The 18,593-nt window shown below is 44.3% G+C and carries 6 protein-coding genes and 2 tRNA genes; 2 read left to right on the top strand and 6 right to left on the bottom strand.

Features of this window, described 5'->3' with window-relative positions:
- The first annotated feature begins 45 nt into the window (after window positions 1–45).
- Together AB8P51_RS06195 and AB8P51_RS06190 are read left to right on the top strand one after the other, a co-directional pair.
- On the top strand, window positions 46–720 hold the full coding sequence (locus AB8P51_RS06195) for a head GIN domain-containing protein (RefSeq protein ID WP_369747922.1): 675 nt from the start codon (window positions 46–48) through the stop codon (window positions 718–720).
- Window positions 721–730: 10 nt separating this feature from the next.
- Window positions 731–1,408 carry a LysE family translocator gene (locus tag AB8P51_RS06190; protein ID WP_369747921.1) on the top strand — a complete coding sequence of 226 codons (678 nt, stop codon included), beginning with the start codon at window positions 731–733 and terminating at the stop codon, window positions 1,406–1,408.
- Between the two features lie 33 nt (window positions 1,409–1,441).
- Here the strand turns inward: AB8P51_RS06190 and AB8P51_RS06185 are convergent.
- From AB8P51_RS06185 to AB8P51_RS06160, 6 genes are all read right to left on the bottom strand, one after another.
- Window positions 1,442–1,512, bottom strand: a tRNA-Cys gene (locus AB8P51_RS06185).
- A gap of 97 nt (window positions 1,513–1,609) precedes the next feature.
- Window positions 1,610–1,681 (bottom strand) — tRNA-Cys (locus AB8P51_RS06180).
- Between the two features lie 59 nt (window positions 1,682–1,740).
- Complete coding sequence (folB, locus tag AB8P51_RS06175) at window positions 1,741–2,097, bottom strand: dihydroneopterin aldolase (RefSeq protein WP_369747920.1); 357 nt, start codon at window positions 2,095–2,097, stop codon at window positions 1,741–1,743.
- 43 nt (window positions 2,098–2,140) lie between these two features.
- A complete protein-coding gene (locus AB8P51_RS06170; protein ID WP_369747919.1) occupies window positions 2,141–3,085 on the bottom strand; it encodes a type IX secretion system membrane protein PorP/SprF in 945 nt (314 codons plus the stop codon).
- 21 nt (window positions 3,086–3,106) lie between these two features.
- Entirely contained in the window at window positions 3,107–16,516 is a 13,410-nt protein-coding gene (locus AB8P51_RS06165; RefSeq protein WP_369747918.1) for a T9SS type B sorting domain-containing protein, read from the bottom strand.
- Window positions 16,517–18,586, bottom strand: coding sequence for a PorP/SprF family type IX secretion system membrane protein (locus AB8P51_RS06160; protein WP_369747917.1), 2,070 nt, complete (start codon window positions 18,584–18,586; stop codon window positions 16,517–16,519). It abuts the gene before it with no gap.
- Between the last annotated feature and the right edge of the window lie 7 nt (window positions 18,587–18,593).

Genomic DNA, 18,593 nt, shown 5'->3' with positions numbered 1-18,593 from the left:
CAAATATTTATCCGTTCTTTATAGGATATCCTAAGAGAATAGCAGATGAAAAAGTTGATTTTACTACTTTTTATATGCCAGGTTAACCTGCAGGCGCAGGAAGGGAAGGTAACACAGAATCTGGATGCATTTTCAGAAGTGAAGGTCTACGATGGCCTTTCTGTAAATTTAATCCGCTCCGATAAAAATCAGGCTGTGATCACCGGGGCAAATACTTCCAAAGTAGCTTTTGTTAATTCAGGCGGAGTACTGAAGGTTCGAATGGAGATCGTTAAGCTTTTCAGCGGTTACAGGACATTTATCGACTTGTATTATACTGATGATCTGATGGTTATAGATGTAAATGAAGACGCAAGAATTACAACTAAAGAAACCATCAACCAGGATATATTGGAACTCAAAGCTCAGGAAGGCGGAGAGATCAACGCTCAGGCTGAGGTTGAACAACTACTGATAAAAGCTGTAACCGGAGGAGTGATCAATGCGGTTGGAAACTCAGACAATCAGGATGTTCAGATCAATACAGGGGGCGTTTATAAAGGCAAAGACTTTAAAACTAAGTTTACCACGGTAAATGTAAACGCAGGTTCATCAGCTGAAATAAATGCCACGTCTTACGTAAAAGTGAGTGTGAAGGCAGGCGGAACTGTTTATGTTTATGGAGATCCTGATAAAATGGAGGAAAAGACAGTATTTGGAGGCAAAATAGAACGAATGTAATTCTAAAGCAATGGTTGAAGACATTCAGGCAGCGATACCACTCGGATTTTTCCTGAGTTTTATGATCGGGCCGGTGTTCTTTGTTCTTCTGGAAACCAGCGCAACCAAAGGTTTCAGGGCCGGTCTGGTCTTTGATATTGGTGTTATAATAGCCGACATCCTATTCCTTACAATCGCCTACTTCAGTAGCTTTCAACTCCTGGAAAACCTAAGCAACCAACCCGGATTATATGTTTTCGGAGGTGTAATCCTTCTGGTCTATGCCATCACCATTCTCTTTAACAAGGCTCCCGCACAGGACAAAACCGATGTGCATACAAGTAAAACGGGATACCTGGGGCTGTTTATAAAGGGTTTTTTACTCAATTTTATTAATATAGGCGTACTTGTTTTCTGGCTTGGGGTAATCATTATAGTGGGTCCCAGCCTCGACAATGACCCGAACAGGATAATGGTATTTTTTTCTACCATGCTCATCGCCTATCTTATCACCGACATCTTTAAGATTCTCCTTGCGAAGCAACTAAAACGAAAACTTACACCAAAGAGAATACGCCTTGTAAAAAAAGGCCTTGGTGTTATTTTAGTTATCTGCGGAGTTGTGCTTATTGTAAAGGGATTCCTCCCCAAAGACAAGTTCAATATAGAAAAAGGCATAGAATTGATAAAAGAGGCCGAAGACCAATAAAAAAACCCCGCTCTGATAAACGGGGTATTTTTGAGGCATCGAGCGGATTCGAACCGCTGTACAAGCTTTTGCAGAGCTGTGCCTAGCCACTCGGCCACGATGCCTTTGCAAAGCAGCAAATTTACAAAAATAAGATGGAAACATCACGCATTTTGCACTGCCTTAATTTAGTGCGTTACTTAAATAATGCGTAAAACGAAGAGGCATCGGGTGGACTCGAACCACCATAAAAGCTGTTGCGCAGCTCCGTCTATCCAATTCGACCACAATGCCATTGTCTACTTGCAAAGATAAGAATTAAGACTCTGAAAAACACGGAATTTACCTTCTGCTTATCGAGAAAATGAATAGCTTATCGAGACGGAAGCCACATCACCCCCTATTGGTGGATTGATCTTAGCCACCTTTACTTTTCCGCTCTCAACAATAGGGATTTCCTTCAGGATTCTATCCGCTATTCGCTTTGCTACATGTTCGAGAAGTTTGGAAGGAATCTTCATTTCCTCTTTTGCGATATGGTGAATAGTCACATAGTCGGCAGTGTCAACCAATAAGTCGGATATGGCGGCTTTCTCCAGGGAGGCTTTTACCTTGATATCCACCCTGTAATCAGATCCAATGCGGGTTTCTTCGGGTAAACATCCGTGATAGGCGTATAGTCTGATGTTGTTTAGGCTTACTGTATCCAATGCAACTGATTCTCGGGCAAAGGTAACCCAAAAACACTTTAATCTAGTAGGTGCAGCGACAATTACTAAGCCCCTGGAAGAGGTCTACCCCAAGTGTTACTACGTGGGTACCTGTACTAAAACCAAGGATTTCATTAAGAATAATCTGGTAGGAATACCCAAAATAGAAATTACTCTTTTTAAGGCCCATAATCGGGGCGATGTAAAGTGGATTACCGATCTGATCATTCAGGAATCGATAAGTAACCCCCGCATAGTAGTAATCTTCAAAATCATACCAGCGAAACTTTACATTGAGGTCGGTTACAGATCGACCGTCACTTTCAAACCATTGAAAGAATACAGAGGGCTCTATTTCCAATCTGCTGTTTTTATTTTTTGTATAACGATATCCGGTGTATACGTAGTAGTTCCGCAGGCGGTTTGGCTCAAAAACGGGATTAAAATTAGAAAGGTCCTTATCCAAAAGGTTTGAAGCATTGAGACTAAAATAGAACTTGTCTTTTCTGTACAGCACCCCTACATCAAAATTGTGATTGGTAGTTGCCCTGTCGTCAGTAACATTGGGGTCGGGACCGTCAAAATTTTCAATGTCTATCCTGAATTGATTGAAGTTATAGGAGATCCCGAAGGACACAAACTCGTCGTCATAACGGTCGAGCGTTAAATGGTGAGCAAAAGACAATCTGGCCCCCCGCTGTTTTGTCTCTCCGTTACTATCGTTGTATAACAGCATTCCGAGACCTGATTTGTTCCCGATTCTGGCGTCGGCTGCCAGGGACTGGGTATCAGGAGCGTCTTCGATACCCACCCATTGAGTAAGTCCATTGATTCGAACCTTGATATGATCCCCTATCCCTGCATATGTCGGAGACATCACAAAAGGGTTATCTGCCAGATACTGAGACAGCTGTGGCAGGGTAAGCTCCTGTCCCTTAACGAACATTACGCTCAACATTATTATTCCTAAAACGATCGACTTACGCATATTAGCTTCAGTTAAATTCTCCTATCTGTAGAGCGTAAAATGTCCCACAAATTCTCTGTCATCTCTCTCACCGTTAAGTTTTACAACGTACCAGTAATCTCCGGTAGGCAGTTCTGATCCTTTGTACATTCCGTCCCATCCGGTATGGTCTATCGACATGACGGTGATCTCCCTACCATAACGGTCAAATATTTTGATTAGTATCTCAGGGAAGCCTTCCATATTTCGCGGCAACCACAGATCGTTCATTCCATCCCCGTCAGGGGTAAAGAAGTTGGGAATTTCAATATCGATAAATTCCATAAAGATCTGGGCTTCCATCTCACATCCAAGACTATCTACCACCCTTACGGTATGCGTTGCAGTCTCAGTGATGTAATATGTATTGTCTTCACCGTTATCGTCATTGTTAAAATAGAAAGTATACGGTGGTGATCCTCCTGCTGCAATTGCAGTGATCTCATTAATATTATTTTGCTCAAGCACGAGAGTCAGGGGCTCAAAGCTATCGATCTCAAAATCAAGCGTCAGAACACAACCATTGGCGTGTGAAATCGCTATATAATGTGATCCCGGAGCTATATTCGTAAAGTCAGGATTCAACTGCATATCCGAAGGATCGGTAGAATCAAGAGCATACATGATGGAACCAAGTACAGATGGATCATCCATAGCAATATTGATATAGTTGTCCGGAATATTTCCTGTACACTCGTATACGGGCTCAACAATACCATTCAGATTTACTCCCGGCTCTATTTCGACGATTACGTTGGTTTCACAATCCTGAGCATCCCTGATGAATACTACATAAGTACCTGCAGCCAGGTCTGAGTAAAAGAACTGGTCTTGAACAAAGGCCGAATCCACAGTGGTATTCAATGCAGTTCGGTAAGGCGCTGTACCTCCCGATACATTAACAGTTATGGTACCATCCTCACTTCCGGCACAGATCTCAGGCTGCGCAGTAGCTGTTGCAGCAACCGGAGCAGGTTCTGTGATTGTAAACTGGAATGGGATAAAACACCCATTTACATCCTGTGCGATCACATCGTAAACACCAGGAGCAAGTCGGTCGAAATAATTGACTGTATCAAACTGGTTCAGGTTAGGGGAAATAGCGTATAGAATATTTCCAGTTCCTCCAGATACTTCAACGGTAATTGTTCCATCGGCTTCTCCTGCACAGGTTACGTTTGTAAATTCCTGGCGATCTACCTGTAATGGAAGAGGATCGGTAATAAGAATCTCATTAGTTACCTCCACACAATCTCCACTGGTTACCCTGATGTAATAACTTCCGGCATTGAGACCGCTGAAGGTATCGCTAGCCTGAGGCCCTGCAAGTAATACCGACAAGGCTGCATCTGAATACAATTCATACTGGTAGTTTCCAAGTCCGCCCGTAGCCTCAGCAATAATAGTTGCAGTAGCTTCCCCGGTACAGTTGATCACAGCAGCGCTGAGGTCGAGGTTTATCATAAGCGGCGGAACAGCGTCAATGCTAACCTGGTTACTGATATTCGCCTCACAACCGAATGAGTCCCTTACATAGTACTGATATACACCAGCTCCAACGGAGAAGGTATGTGTATTTCCGCCAGACATGGGCGAGAAGACAACATTGTCAGTACTGTACTGATAAGGTCCGGTTCCTCCGGTAGCAGAAAGGGTGATCTGAGCATTGTTGGTACAAGTCAGCATAGATGCCTCAATAAGGCTGCTTTCCACATCAGAAGGCTCGCTAATGGTTACCTGTACGGTTTCCACATCGCAGTTCCACCCGTCTGATACGGTAATGCTGTATATTCCGGCACCCAGGTTGTCAAACACAGGACTGGTTTGTCCTCCGCTGGTGAAATCGATTACGGTTCCGGTAGGATCGTAATAGTTTAATTGATATTGATATACGCCCTGCCCACCGACAACATTGACAGCAGATACAGTGGCATTGGTATCGCCGTAACAGGTAAGCACAAGAGGTGCGCCTGTAATATCTGCGGTGATCGGTGTAGGCTGAACAAGCGTAATAACATCATTCAACACGCATCCGCCGGCATCGGTTATGTCAACAGTGTAATTTCCAGCAGAAAGACCCGTAAAGGATTGACTATTTACCCCGTTCACAGTATAAACCTGTGAGGTAGTCGTATTAGTCAATACGACATCATAAGGAGGATATCCCCCAGATGGATCAACAAGGATCTCACCCTGATCATTGGTACAGGTTACGTTAGCCACTTCACTAATGGTCGCAGTAAGCGCTGAGCTTGGCGAAACAATAGTAATAATATTCGAATCCTCTGTACAAAGAGGCAGAGCAGTTTCCGTAATCCTGACAAAGTAATTTCCGGCAGGCAATCCATTGATAGTTGCCGGGTTGGTAGCCGTGTCTCCGGCACCACTTATTCCCGTAGAAACACCGGCACTGGTGAATATTTCATAATTATATGTTCCTGTATAGCCTGTCACATCGATTTGCAGCGCTCCATTAGAATCACCGAAACATACAACCGGCGCAGTAGCGGTGGCCACTACATCGATCAGGTCGTAAGGCAACACTTCGTAAGGAGCGGTGTCAAAATAACAACCAGTGGCATCATCCGTGACACGGAAAACATATGTTCCAACAGCAGTCAGGTCATACTCGGCCGTTACATTAGTTGGAGTAGCAGTCTGAGTTGCATCCGGATTACCTACGGGTAGAGCAACAATGGTATATGTATTAGCAGGGTTGCTATCATCACTGATTGTAATCAGTACTTGTTCAGGATTGGCACAAGAAATTGCTGTAACCTGACTTACACTAGCGGTAAACACATTAAGCGGATCGATAGTAACCATATCCGTAGCAATACAACCGTTGTCGTCCCTGACAGTTACAGTGATGTTCTGAACCACACCCGTATCGTTGATGTTGAAGGTATTGCTGCTAAAGAAATTAACACCGTCTATACTGTAAGAATATGGAGTTGTACCGTCTGTGGCCACTGCAGTGATCACCGCCTGAGCAACTGAATTGTCCGGATTACAGGCAAAGCTGGTAGCAGTAGCTGTTACCGCCAAAGGCAGAGGTTCGTCAATGACTACAGTTTCAGTACGGATACAATTCCTGTCTGAGGTAACTGTAATATCATAAGTTCCGGCAACCAGACCACTGAAAATAGGGCTCGACTGTACCACAGGAGGATTTGTTCCATCATCGAGGGTATAGGTATAAGGAGGATTGTCATTTGACGGGTCAAGACTCACGTTGATTGATCCATCGCTGCCTCCGTTACAGGAAACATCTTCCTTGCTGTAAGTAAATGTTACAGGCGTAGGAGATTCCAGGGTAATAGTAGCCTGGGCATCACATCCCGATCCTGAAATATCGTAAACGATTGCCGTATATGTATCAGGAGCAAGTCCGGTAAAGGTACTTGAAGCCTGAGGGATACCTCCGATAACGCTAATTCCACCTCCATCAAGAAGGTCGTATTCGTAACTGCCGGATCCACCACTAGCAGTGATCAGGATCTCTCCATCATTAAGGGCACAAGATGGCTGTACAACTACATCCGGAGTAAGGCTTAAAGGAGGTAAAATAGTGATCGTATCTGTATCTGTACACCCATTGGCATCTCTAACGGTTACGGTATATGTACCCGGAGCAGAAACCGTAATGGTAGCGCTCGACTGGAATCCGGCGCCAACACTGTACTCAAGTGGGGCCACACCAGTACCAACAACAGTAAAAGTATATGAATTTCCGGTTGACGCACACTGGTCTGTTGCATAAGCAGGCGCAGTTACTGTTGGCAGCGGATCTTCATTAACGGTTACCGTAATGAAAGTGCTACATCCGTTCGTATCCTGAACATAGACGTCATAATCTGCCGGATACACAGCTGGTGTGAGGACAGCGCTGGCGCTAGCCGTATAGTCAGCCGGGACAGGAATGTTTCCTGTAGGCATAAAGGCATAGGTATAGCCCGGTGTTCCACCAGCTCCCTGTACGGTAAGCTGAGCACCTATATTACAATTCGCATTGATATTAGATACTACAGAAACAGCAACCGGAGCACTTGGTGAACCGATAGTTACCGTATTGGAAATATCATCACAGAATGGAGTGTCTGTTGCAATCACCTCAACGTAGAGATTGCCTGCAGGCAGTCCTGAAATCGTTCTGGGGTTCACAGAGGTATCCGTTCCTATCACACCTGTGATTGGCGTAGCTGTGTCATCAAAGATTTGGTAGGTATAATTTCCGAGGTAATTATTGACCTGTATAGACAGTTCTCCATCGGTATCCCCGAAACAGGTTACCGGAGTAACTGCTGTAGCTACGGCTTCTATAATATCATATGGGGCAATGGTATAAGGAGCAGACGTAAAGTAGCATCCTGTTACATTGTCTGTTACTCTGAAAACATAGTCTCCGGGAGCAGTAAGGGTGAAATCAGCAGTATAAATACCGGCACCTGGAGATATCGTTGGTACTGATCCTAATGGCAGAAGATCAAAATCAAAATCTCCTGATCCACCGGTAACAGTAACCCGCGCTATTTCGTCATTTGAACATGTAATTGCCGTGATCTGAGCAACAGAAACATCGCTAATCGTTGGCAATGGGTTGATAGTAACCAGATCTGTATCTGTACACCCATTATTGTCACGGATCGTTACGGTAATATTTTGGACTACTCCCGTATCGTTGATGTTGAAGGTGTTGCTGCTAAAGAAATTCACCCCATCAATGCTATAGGTGTATGGGGCCGTACCATCTGCACCAACGGCAGTAATGACTGCCTGGGTTACAGAATTACTGGCATCACAGGCAAAATCTGTTGCAGTTGCCGTTACGTCTACTGCTAATGGCTCCGTGATGGTAATGGCGACACGGTCTTCACATAATCTGGAAGAACGCACCAATAATTCGTAATCTCCTGCAGCTAATCCGGTGAAAGTATTATTTGATTGTGGGCCGGCAAGCAAAAAGAGGCCGGTGCTATCATACAATTCATATACGTAGGGAGGATTATCCATTCCAGGATCCAAAATAGCTGTAACAGTGCCATCACTACCACCGACACAAGAAACATTGGTCTGTGCGGGTGTAAATGATACTGAAGCAGGCACTTCCAGTTCAATATTGACCGAAGATCCACATCCCGCAACAAGACTGTCATATACATAAGCAGTATATAATCCCGGGGCAAGATTTATAAATAAAGGCGATAATTGTGGTGGGCCCTGGCTAACGGCTCCAAGGAACAATTCATAGGTGTAAACTCCTGAGCCACCATAAGGTGTAAGTAGTATCCGCCCATCATTGGCAAAACAATTGGGTTGCACCTGGGCTTCAGCAGAAAGTGAAGCAGGGGCATAGATCACTACATTATCCGAATTACCACAGCTATTAGAGTCTCTTACTTCAAAAGTGTAGTTCCCTGAGGTAAGTCCGGTAAAGTCAACAAAGTCGCCTGCATTAGTCAGGGTAGTCGACTGGTAAGCACCACCATTTACACTGATGTTATAAGGCCCTACCCCAGCAACGTCCAGGGTTACACGTACTATAAAGTTGCCCTCGTCAGCCGCACACTGATTGAGTACCGCAGCAGAAATAAAGGGTTCAGGATCAGAGGCTATAACTACATCCAGTACAGGCGAAATACATCCGCTTGCATCCTGGGCGTAAACATCCCAGTCTGTATTTACAGCCGGATCTAATTCTGCGTAGTTACTGGCAGTAAAATCACCAGGGAGAGGCGCCACGCCATCTTCCACAAAAGCATAAGTAAGTGCTCCTGTACCACCACTGGCTAATACGGTTACCTGCGCATCCTCGTTACAATTGGCATTGTTGTTATCAACGAGGTTAAGCGAAATAGGAGTTGGCTCCAGGATTCTGAATGCATATGTGTTAGAACACTGAGTTCCGCCAACCTCTTCAAAATACAGGATATAATCTCCTGGGACAATGTCGTTAATAGTCACTGATCCTGTGGGACCACCAGCAGGACCTGTCGCAGTACCGGTATACACACCGGGACCCGAAGCAGGATTATTGGTTAGCGTCTCCAAAACACTGTAATTAATATCAGTTACAGTTGGATCAAAACCTTCGATCTGGAAAGTGATACTTCCGTTGGTATCACCAAAACACAGTACGTCGGTAACCGTAGGAGTCGCTACCACATCAATGCTGGAAAGCGTCGGAATAGTTTCTTCCACATAGCTGGAACAACCACTAACATTATCGATTGCCTGGAAGATATATGTTTGACCCGAATTCAACCCGGTAAAGGTTGCAATCTCTTCTAACGGACCACCGGGCACCTCTGTAGTTGGGCCTATGGCCGTTCCATAGATTGTAAAGGTATAATCACCCGATCCCCCATCGGCAGACAATTCAACCGTTCCCCCTGTAGGACAATCAACTATGGCTGTACCAGCATTTAGTGTAAGGAATGGATTTGCTCTGATCCTTACAGGGTTCTCGTAATACTCACATCCATTAGCATCTATAATCCGGACGTAATAATCTCCGAATAAAAGACCGTCAAAAGTTGCTGTTGTAGATGGGGTGTTAACAATAGGATTAGGCCCTGTTGTGACAACAATATTGTTTGAATTATCATAGAGCGTATAAGTAAAATTGGCCACTCCTCCACTAGTAATGTTGATGTCAATCCTTCCAGGAATATCGCCACCAGGACCACAGGAAACATCTGTAGGCACAACGTTAGCGTCGAAAAGGACAGGATCGTTAAGAGTAACGCTATCGGTATAAGTACAGCCTTTGTCATCTCTGACCGTATAATTGTAAGTTCCAGCTGCCAGACCGGTATAAACTGTCTGAGCGGTAAATGCTGATCCGTCAAAACTGATGACATAAGGAGAGATACCAAAATTTGGATCTACATTGATCTCTACAATTCCATTTGTATCTCCATTACAGGTGGGATCAGTTGCCGTTGCTGTCGCAAACGGATCTACTGCAGGTGTTACAGTAATCACGTTCGATTCTCCAACACAGCCTTCATTATCAGTCACCCTGAATTGGTAGGTGCCTGCAGCAGATGTCACATAAGGGAAACCACCACCATAAGCGACATAACCGGCTCCGTCGATGTCAATTTCGTAAGAATACGGGCTATAGCCACCAGAGGTTGTTACATCGATTACTGCATCTGGCGAAACAGAACAATCAAGGTCTTTTGTAAGTGTAGCAGTAGCTGTAAGTTGAGGCTCAATGTCCTGAAGAACATCATCGGTACATCCGTTAGAATCGATCACTGTAAAGGTGTAGCTGCCCGGGATCAGGTCAGGGAATGTATTAGACGTTTGCGTTGGTCCGCCGTTGATACTGTAATAATAAGGAGCCAGGCCTCCGGCAGCCCCAACTACTACTGTTGCAAGGCTGGTAGAGGAATAACACAGATCTGAAGCAGGATCTATGCTTGCGACAGGATTTGCAGGCGTAACGATATCAAAAGTGTCTGTAACGGTGCATCCGCCGGCATCGGTGACGTTAATTGTATAAGTACCCAATTGATTAAGACCAAAGAAAGAATTTCCTGCTTGTGGTCCAAGTACCGTTGTATCGGGTTGTTCGAGTTCGTAGGTATATCCGCCCCATCCGTCGGTGGCGGTGATAGTTACGCTGGCATCTGTAGTACAGGTTAAAGGAGTCACTACAAAGGTAAATGCCAATGGCAATGCCGGCTCATTAACTGTGATGGTATCCGTGTCCGTACAGTTCGTCGTCTCATCAGTGACGACGATGGTATAATTTCCAGCGGCTAGCCCTGTTAGATTTATGGTTGCAGCCGACTGCCCGGTTACTGCAGCTCCTCCATTAACTGTATAGGCATAAGTAGCTGTAAAGTCGCTTACCGCAAAATCTATAGCCCCATCTGAAGCTCCAACACAAGACGCATTACTTACCAATACGCCGGCAACCTGAACCTTGGTTACTGGATTAATAGTATAATTCTCATCGTAGGTACATCCATAACTATCTGTTACCCGGAAAGTATAGGTATCAGGGGCAAGATTGGTAAACAAATTGCTATTCCCATTGTTTACTGCGGCAGGCGCGATAATTTCATAGGTAATAGACCCTATTCCCCCGGTTACTGTTAAGGTTACATCCGAAGTTTCTGCCGGACAGTTGGGAGGGGTTGCCACAAAGGAAATGTCTGTAGGTGGATCTAAAGGAGGCACCACTGCACTTGCAGTTACAAAAGTACAGCCGTTGCTGTCCATTATAGTAATAGTGTATGAGCCATCCGTAAGTCCGGTAAAGGTATCAGAAGCCTGGAATGTTACTCCATCAATGCTGTAGGTATATCCGGGAGTTCCTCCTGTAATATTTTGCGCCTGTATACTTGCGGTTTGGAGACAAGTATAGGCTTGGATAACTACTGCATCTGCCGAAATAGGGTTAGGAGCCGTAAGGGTGACACTTCCTGTATAGGTACAGGATTTGCTGTCGCGAACCGTATAGTTATAGGTCCCTGCGGCCAGATTGCTATAAGAAGTCTGATTTGTAAATCCGGCCCCGTCAAAATCTACCTGGTAAGGAGCTGTTCCAAAGTTAGGGTCAATAATAATATTAACGGTACCATCAGCATTGCTGTCACAGGTTGGATCTGTAAAAGTATGCGTAGCTACCGGGTTTGTAATTGGATCCACAACCATTGTGGTTTGGGCCGTACAGCCTTCAGAATCGGTGATAAGGAAGGTAAAAGAGCCGTCTGTTGCCGTTGTATAGGTAAAAGTATTACCCACAACTGCGTTACTGGCCCCACCATTCACCTGATAACTAAACGGAGCATATCCCCCATTGATGGTAATATCAATTACTGCATCCGGAGATACGGTACAATCGAGTTCTTTTGTTAATATGCCGCTAACAGTGAGCTGAGGCTCAATGGTTACGGTATTTGAAGTAGCAGTACACCCATAAGAATCGGTTACCACAACGGTATATGCACCCGGAGTTAAGTTGGCGAAAACATTTGAGCTCTGATTTGCCCCTCCGTTTAGACTGTAAGCATAAGGAGCAATTCCCCCGCTAACATTCGCATTAAGGGTTACCCCTGTTGAAGGATCATAACACAGGTCGGTATCCGGATCCAGGGTAAGGGTTGGAATTCCCGGTGCGCTGATTACAAACGTATCGGTAACAACGCAACCCTCAGAATCGGTTAGTGTTATTGTATAGGTTCCGGTCTGACTTAAGCCAGAGAACACATTACTACCCTGTGGTCCCACCACTGAAGTGTCGGGCTGTTCTAACTCATATGAGTATCCGCCCCATCCACCGCTTGCGGTGATGGTTGCAGAAGCATCCGAAGAACAGGTAAGAGGTGTTGTTGTAAAAGTGAACGACAGTGCCGTTGCGGGTTCACTTACCGTGATGGTATCTGTATCGGTACAGTTTGTAGTTTCATCAGTAACAATGATAGTATAATCCCCAGCGGCAAGTCCACTAAGGTTAACAGTATTAGCCGACTGGCCGGTTACTGCTGCACCTCCGTTAATTGTATAAGCATATGTGCCACCAAAACCACTGACATTATATTCGACTTCGCCATCAGATCCCCCAAAACAAGTAACATTGCTTACTAATGTTCCATTAACCTGAATAGGCACAACAGGCGCAATGGTGTAATTTTCTTCATAAAAACAACCATTGGCATCTGTAACCCTAAAGGTATAGGTATCCGGACTAAGTCCGGCAAATACATTATTGTTCCCATTATTTATAACCGCAGGCGCGATCATGTCATAGGTAATTGCCCCTACACCTCCGGTTACTGATAGGGCAACATCAGACGTTAGGGTAGGACAGTTTGGAGTAGTCGCCGAGAAGCTGATATCAGTAGGAACATCCAGTGGACTTACCACTACCGGATTCGTAACTAAAAGACATCCATTAGCGTCTCTGACAGTTATTGTATATGTGCCATCTGTTAGGCCGGAGAATGTTTCCGCACCGGCACCTGAAACAAAATTTACGCCGTCTATGCTAAATTCATAAGGAGCTGTTCCTCCGGTAGTGCCCTGAGCTTCAATAATGCCAAACTGAGTACAGCTATAGTCCTGAATCAACACAGCTGTTGAGGTTACACCATTAGTGGGCCCTGAAATGGTATAATCTTCGAAGAAATCACAGGAGGAACCTCCCTTTCTCTGATTGAGGCGAACTGTGTAATCACCCTGTGCTAGCCCTGTAAATATCCCGGAAGAATTATTAGCGATTTCAACACCATTCTCATCGAGAAGGTAGAAAGTTAGCTGATATCCATTCGTGTTGGTTAGATTCCAACTAATAGATCCATCCGCGGCGCCAAAACAAGTTTCGTCGATAACTGTAGTAGGATCGTATTCAATAGAAGGCACCAAAACTATGGTAACCGTATTAGAAAAAGCAAAACAATTATTTCTGTCAACAACAACAAAAGTGTAATCCCCCGGATCTAAAATATCGAAAATCACACTTGATTGAAACTCCGAGGGGGGGATATCACTTGGGTTTGTGTAAGAAGTAACCGTATTTCCCAATTCATCAACATAAGACCAAATGGCATAGGTATGAGGTGTTTGTCCCCCTGTAGAATTCATTTGAATATTTCCTTCCCGACAGCTTATGTGTTGTGATATAGTTGCTGTAAGATCAAGATCTGTAAGATCGTTTATAGTGACCTGTTCTGTATAATTACACCCATCATCTGTAGTTACCAATACATCGTATACCCCATCATTTAGGTTGACAAACGTGTAATTGTTATCTGCACTTGGTCCAAATGTATCGACGGTGGTTCCTCCCTGGGATATTTCGTAGTAATATTGAGGCTCTACATCCAGGACGGAAATGGAAATTTCGCCCAGCCCATTACAGTCCGTATCAGTGGTAGTAATATCTACCTGAAAATCACGGGTTAATACTCCAATGTTTTCCAATCTGAAAATACATCCACCCGTAACTCCTTGCTGGCGCATTTCTACGGTATATGCTCCATTGCTGTTGATGGTAAAGCTGGGGCCGTTATTTGAGCTGTACGGTACCAGGATATTTCCATTGGTAGCGTCTAGTAATTGATATTCGTAATCGACAGGCATATTGGTAACGGTGATGTTACCAGGAGAGGTACAGATAAGGTCTGTAACATTGGCCTGGGGATTAAGGGGATTCTTAAAAATATTAAAGTAGAACCGGGTAAAACAACCGTTCTGATAGTTGATAATCAAACGATATTCCCCCGCATCAGAGGCGAGGAAGTTATTACCATTCCCCACATTATTCCAGGTACAGCCCGAATTTTTATTCGCACAATCAGCTCCTGCTGAAGAACAACTGGCGGTATCTAATTGCTCCCATTCAATGCTATCCGCATCAGGGATGTTTATCTGGATTAATTCGGTATCATTAAGTCCGCACAAGAAGACTTTAGGCAAAAGTTCTCCGTCATTAGGACAGGTGACTACCTCTCCCTCAACAGTATTGGAAGTGTCATTGATAAGATCGATTATAGGATTGGTCTGGGTAGCCCCAAAGTTTTCTACTGTTATGATCTCCTGAAATCCTTTACAGGGATCGGCGATGATCTTGTCAACGATGTACATTCCAACCTCAGTAACTAATTGTGTACTTGGATCATTATCCGGGTCCCCATCGTCAATTATGGTATCACCCGCATCGATCAATCCGTCCATATTTTCATCAATGTACCAGACATAGCTGTCAAAATTATCTCCGGCGTCGAGCAATACATCGTCTCCACAAAGCTGTACAGTTCTGCTATAATCACAACTTTCCAGGTCATCGAGAAGGAAGTTGGTTGCCCCGGGGGTAACAAATCCGCAGCTGTCAAAATCAGATACGGAGGGATCATCGGTAATCACGTTATTGTTGATTACCCCCTGGTAGGTTGAATAAGCCTGGTTTGGGATCTGGTCTGTACAAGCATCGACAAAGTCGAAGCAATTTTCAGCCACCTGCACCCGCATTCTGATCTCCCTTACGGGGTCTCCTTCTTCAACAATATTATCCGGGATGTTAAATGAAATTTCGTGAGCAACAGGGTCGTATACATAAGTGACCCCGGGTGGCAAGACCAGGTTTGATTCATCAATTGTTACATTTATGGGGAGGATATCTCGAAGCACATAGTTGGTGGCATCGTCGTTCCCTATATTCTGAAAGGCCAGCACATAATCCAGAAGCTGTCCTAAATTAACACCTTGACCGGTTATATCATTACCTGCAATATCTTCTACCGTTTTTTCAACGACGATATTGGGCTCAATAATTTCAATATTAAAGGAGTTGAAGAAAGGATAATACTGATCTCCACTGGAGGTAAACCTGAAGGTTGCCGCGGTTTCCGAGTTGGGAATGACAGAGTTTAATGGGTTGTTCAACAAGAACATATCTGTATCGTAACCCAGGGTGTTTACACTATTAGGGTTCCTGTTGGTAGTAATTGCTCCATCCAGTGTAATATTACTGTTAAAAAAGTTGTTGGCAGGATTTACTCCATTACTGATAGTGGTAAACCCAGGGATGCTTGCAGCACTAATCCTCATTCTATCACCGGTAATTCTGTTATCTCCTTCAAGGGCTGCAGCACCGATATTTGCCCTTACTGGCCCGGCGGGAATTGTATTAAAACCGCTGTAATTAATGTCTACGGTAGGATTTGCACTACGTACACGGGCAAAACCATCAAAAGTTGTAATTAATTTTCCAGTGAGGGTAGGGTTTTCGTAAACGATTACCAGGGTCCATCCGGCAGCTGCACCACCGCCCGGAGAAAGTGAGCCCACAACAGAACGCACATTGGCCACCGTATAATCCCCTGAAGGATCTGCAAGTGCAGTTATCAGCCCAGTTACGTCTGCATAACAGGCATAAGGACTATTCTGGGTTACAGAAGGGTCTCCACTGGTGAAACCATCATATAATATCTGATCGGCGGTAATATCCACATAGGCGCCACCGGGCACCATGAGTTTTACCTGATTAAAATCATTCTGACGATTGGTTCCCAGGGCCTGCCCAGCCTGCTCACTGGGATAGGTTGCGGACCAATATAGTCCTGCGTACCTGATCAGGTTACAATTTGGATTGGGGAAGGCGAAAGTGGCAGAACTCGAGCTAAAAGTAGTGGGATCGCTGTCTACATCAATATACTGTTGATTTAACCAGTCATTGTAGGTAGAAGAGTTGCCGGTTGCGTTATACGGATCTTCGGGTTCTGTACTTCCAGTTCCTCCGTCACGGTTTACGATGTTGTTTGCAATAAATGTCAGGTCACCCTTTATATTATTCTGGTATCGAATAGTAAAAGGGGTAAATTCCTGAGCATAGCCCAAAAATGAAAAAAGGACTAAACAAACAAGCAGTATTTTTCGGGTAAAGTTCGGTCTCATTTAAGCTATTAGATTTGGGGTGACGCGCATAATCCACATCTTGTCATTATAAGCGTCATTGAGTTTTGAGTAGTAGGTTATTAAGGCGTTATTCCAGGAGTTGTGTTTCTTTAAATATACATATCGGTATTTATTTTTAGGATTCACAAAGTAACTGGCACTTAAGCCCCTGGAATTAAGTAGTCTTACGAATCTTTTTGCATTGTTCGGATTGGCAAAGACATTGGCAATTATATAATAATCTGTATTGCCGCCGTACAGTCCGGGATCTTGTTCATCCGGGATATTTGCCGCTACTTTGTCCTGAACAACAACGTTCTTTTGCAGTACATCTGTACCGAATTCAGAAGAGCGTTCTTTGATCTTGTTAGCATTGGCCAGATAGGTATCGTTTCTATATCGGTTTTGCACATTCATCACCCAAAGATCCCCGGCATAGTTGCCTCCGAGCTTTGTATGGTAGGCTTCTTCAGCTTCTTTCCAGCTGTCAAATCGCTGCAGGTAAACATATTTAAGCCCATTGTCAGGATTTTTGATATAGTTGGCCGGAAAGCCTTCCTCGGTCATAGCGTCAACAAATTTGTTGAGGTAATGCTCGTCTTTGTAAACATTGGCAACAACATAATATCCGTCCTGAACTCCTTTGAGATCACGGAACTTTCTGCTTTTAACCCCTGATGTAGTCTGAGTTCTTTTGGGTGTTTCACGCGACTTCTTCACCTGTGCTACCACATCCTGCGTCTGTTGTTTTTCAATAACAGCAGCGGGCTCTTTTTGTTTATACTGATCGGTTTTAAACTCTTTAGGATCCGTAGTTTCCTGAGCCAGGGCCGACTTGTCATTGTTAATAAAGTACATTTCCTCAGCACGTTTTTCCAGATCAGGCCTGTCACCGGCAGTCTCTCTTCGCACCATTCGCATAACTCTTTCAAAGCGATCTTCCAGATCTTTCTGTCGATTGCTTTCGATAGAATCCTGTCTGTACATCAATTCTGCGAGGATAGCATCATTTTCTGCCAGGCGTCGTTTCAACTCTTCTATTTCTTCGTCTTTATCGGTCAGATTCTCATCAAGTAGATTATTCGGGTCTTCCTCATTCTGAGCGAGAGCCTCTTCTGAATCTTCTAGCATTACCCGGTCCTCGGTAAGGTTAGGTGTAATAGAATAAGCAAAGGAGAGTTCGTGTGTTACCCCAAAATTGTCAAAGTTGTTGGATAGGCCTTTTTCCATTGTATAACCAATAGATAGTCTTTTGTTCAGATTAAATCCAACTCCGGCAGAAGCTCCGTAAAAACTATCATAACCCCCTTGTACCCATCCTAGTTTAGGGAGGTCAAGGATAAGATTTCCCCCAAGGACAAAGTCGTCCTGCCCTACTTTCCTGGCTCTGGCCAGCGGCATGAGTCGGGCATTTTCAAGGATACCGGAAGCATTTTCAAACTGATGGGTATATTGTAAATGGCCCGAAAAAGTCTTGTCTTTAAAGTCGGATACAGACTCTTGTGATTTCAGGTTGTAATCAAAAAGGTTTTCAGCAAACATTCCAATGTCGAATTTGCCGTAGGAAAGGTTGAATCCGGGTTGAAAAGAAAGAAGGGATACATCCTGGAAACCATTTAACAGAGGATCGTTTTCCACGGGGTTGGCCCGGTTCTCATCAAATCCACTGTTGTAATAGGAGACATTGGCACCAAAGGTAAAATTACTTTTATCACTGAGTTTTACCCCATAGGCATAATTGGCGAGTATTCCGTAGTTGCTTACTATACCCTCCCTTTGAGTATATAAACTCAGACCCAATCCGGTACGGTCGTTCATCCGCCCACTATAACTCAGAAAATAGGTCTGATTGTTATCGTCAAAGGTGACCGACTGATTTCTGTGTAAGAGGTTGATGTACGACTTGTTTTCCCTTACCGTGGAAAAGGTTGGATTGATCAGAAACCTATTGAACTTCAGCAGGTTCTGAGATGGCACATCATACGTAATAAACGGATTTTCATCCTGGGCATTTACACCCAGAAAGGCCATCACGCATAAGAGCAATAAGAGGGAAATTTTTGGTTTCATTGGTTGG

This window comes from Muriicola sp. SD30 (assembly GCF_041205185.1).
In the GTDB taxonomy this organism is placed as follows: Bacteria; Bacteroidota; Bacteroidia; order Flavobacteriales; family Flavobacteriaceae; genus Muriicola.
The sequence above is the reverse complement of the archived record's forward strand: the minus strand, read 5'-3'. Positions and strand labels throughout refer to the sequence as shown.

Excerpts from the sequence above, each read along its gene's own strand:
- AB8P51_RS06195 (WP_369747922.1), top strand. The coding sequence starts at position 46 with ATGAAAAAGTTGATTTTACTACTTTTTATATGCCAGGTTAACCTGCAG.
- AB8P51_RS06190 (WP_369747921.1), top strand. The coding sequence starts at position 731 with ATGGTTGAAGACATTCAGGCAGCGATACCACTCGGATTTTTCCTGAGT.
- AB8P51_RS06170 (WP_369747919.1), bottom strand. The coding sequence starts at position 3,085 with ATGCGTAAGTCGATCGTTTTAGGAATAATAATGTTGAGCGTAATGTTC.
- AB8P51_RS06165 (WP_369747918.1), bottom strand. The coding sequence starts at position 16,516 with ATGAGACCGAACTTTACCCGAAAAATACTGCTTGTTTGTTTAGTCCTT.
- AB8P51_RS06160 (WP_369747917.1), bottom strand. The coding sequence starts at position 18,586 with ATGAAACCAAAAATTTCCCTCTTATTGCTCTTATGCGTGATGGCCTTT.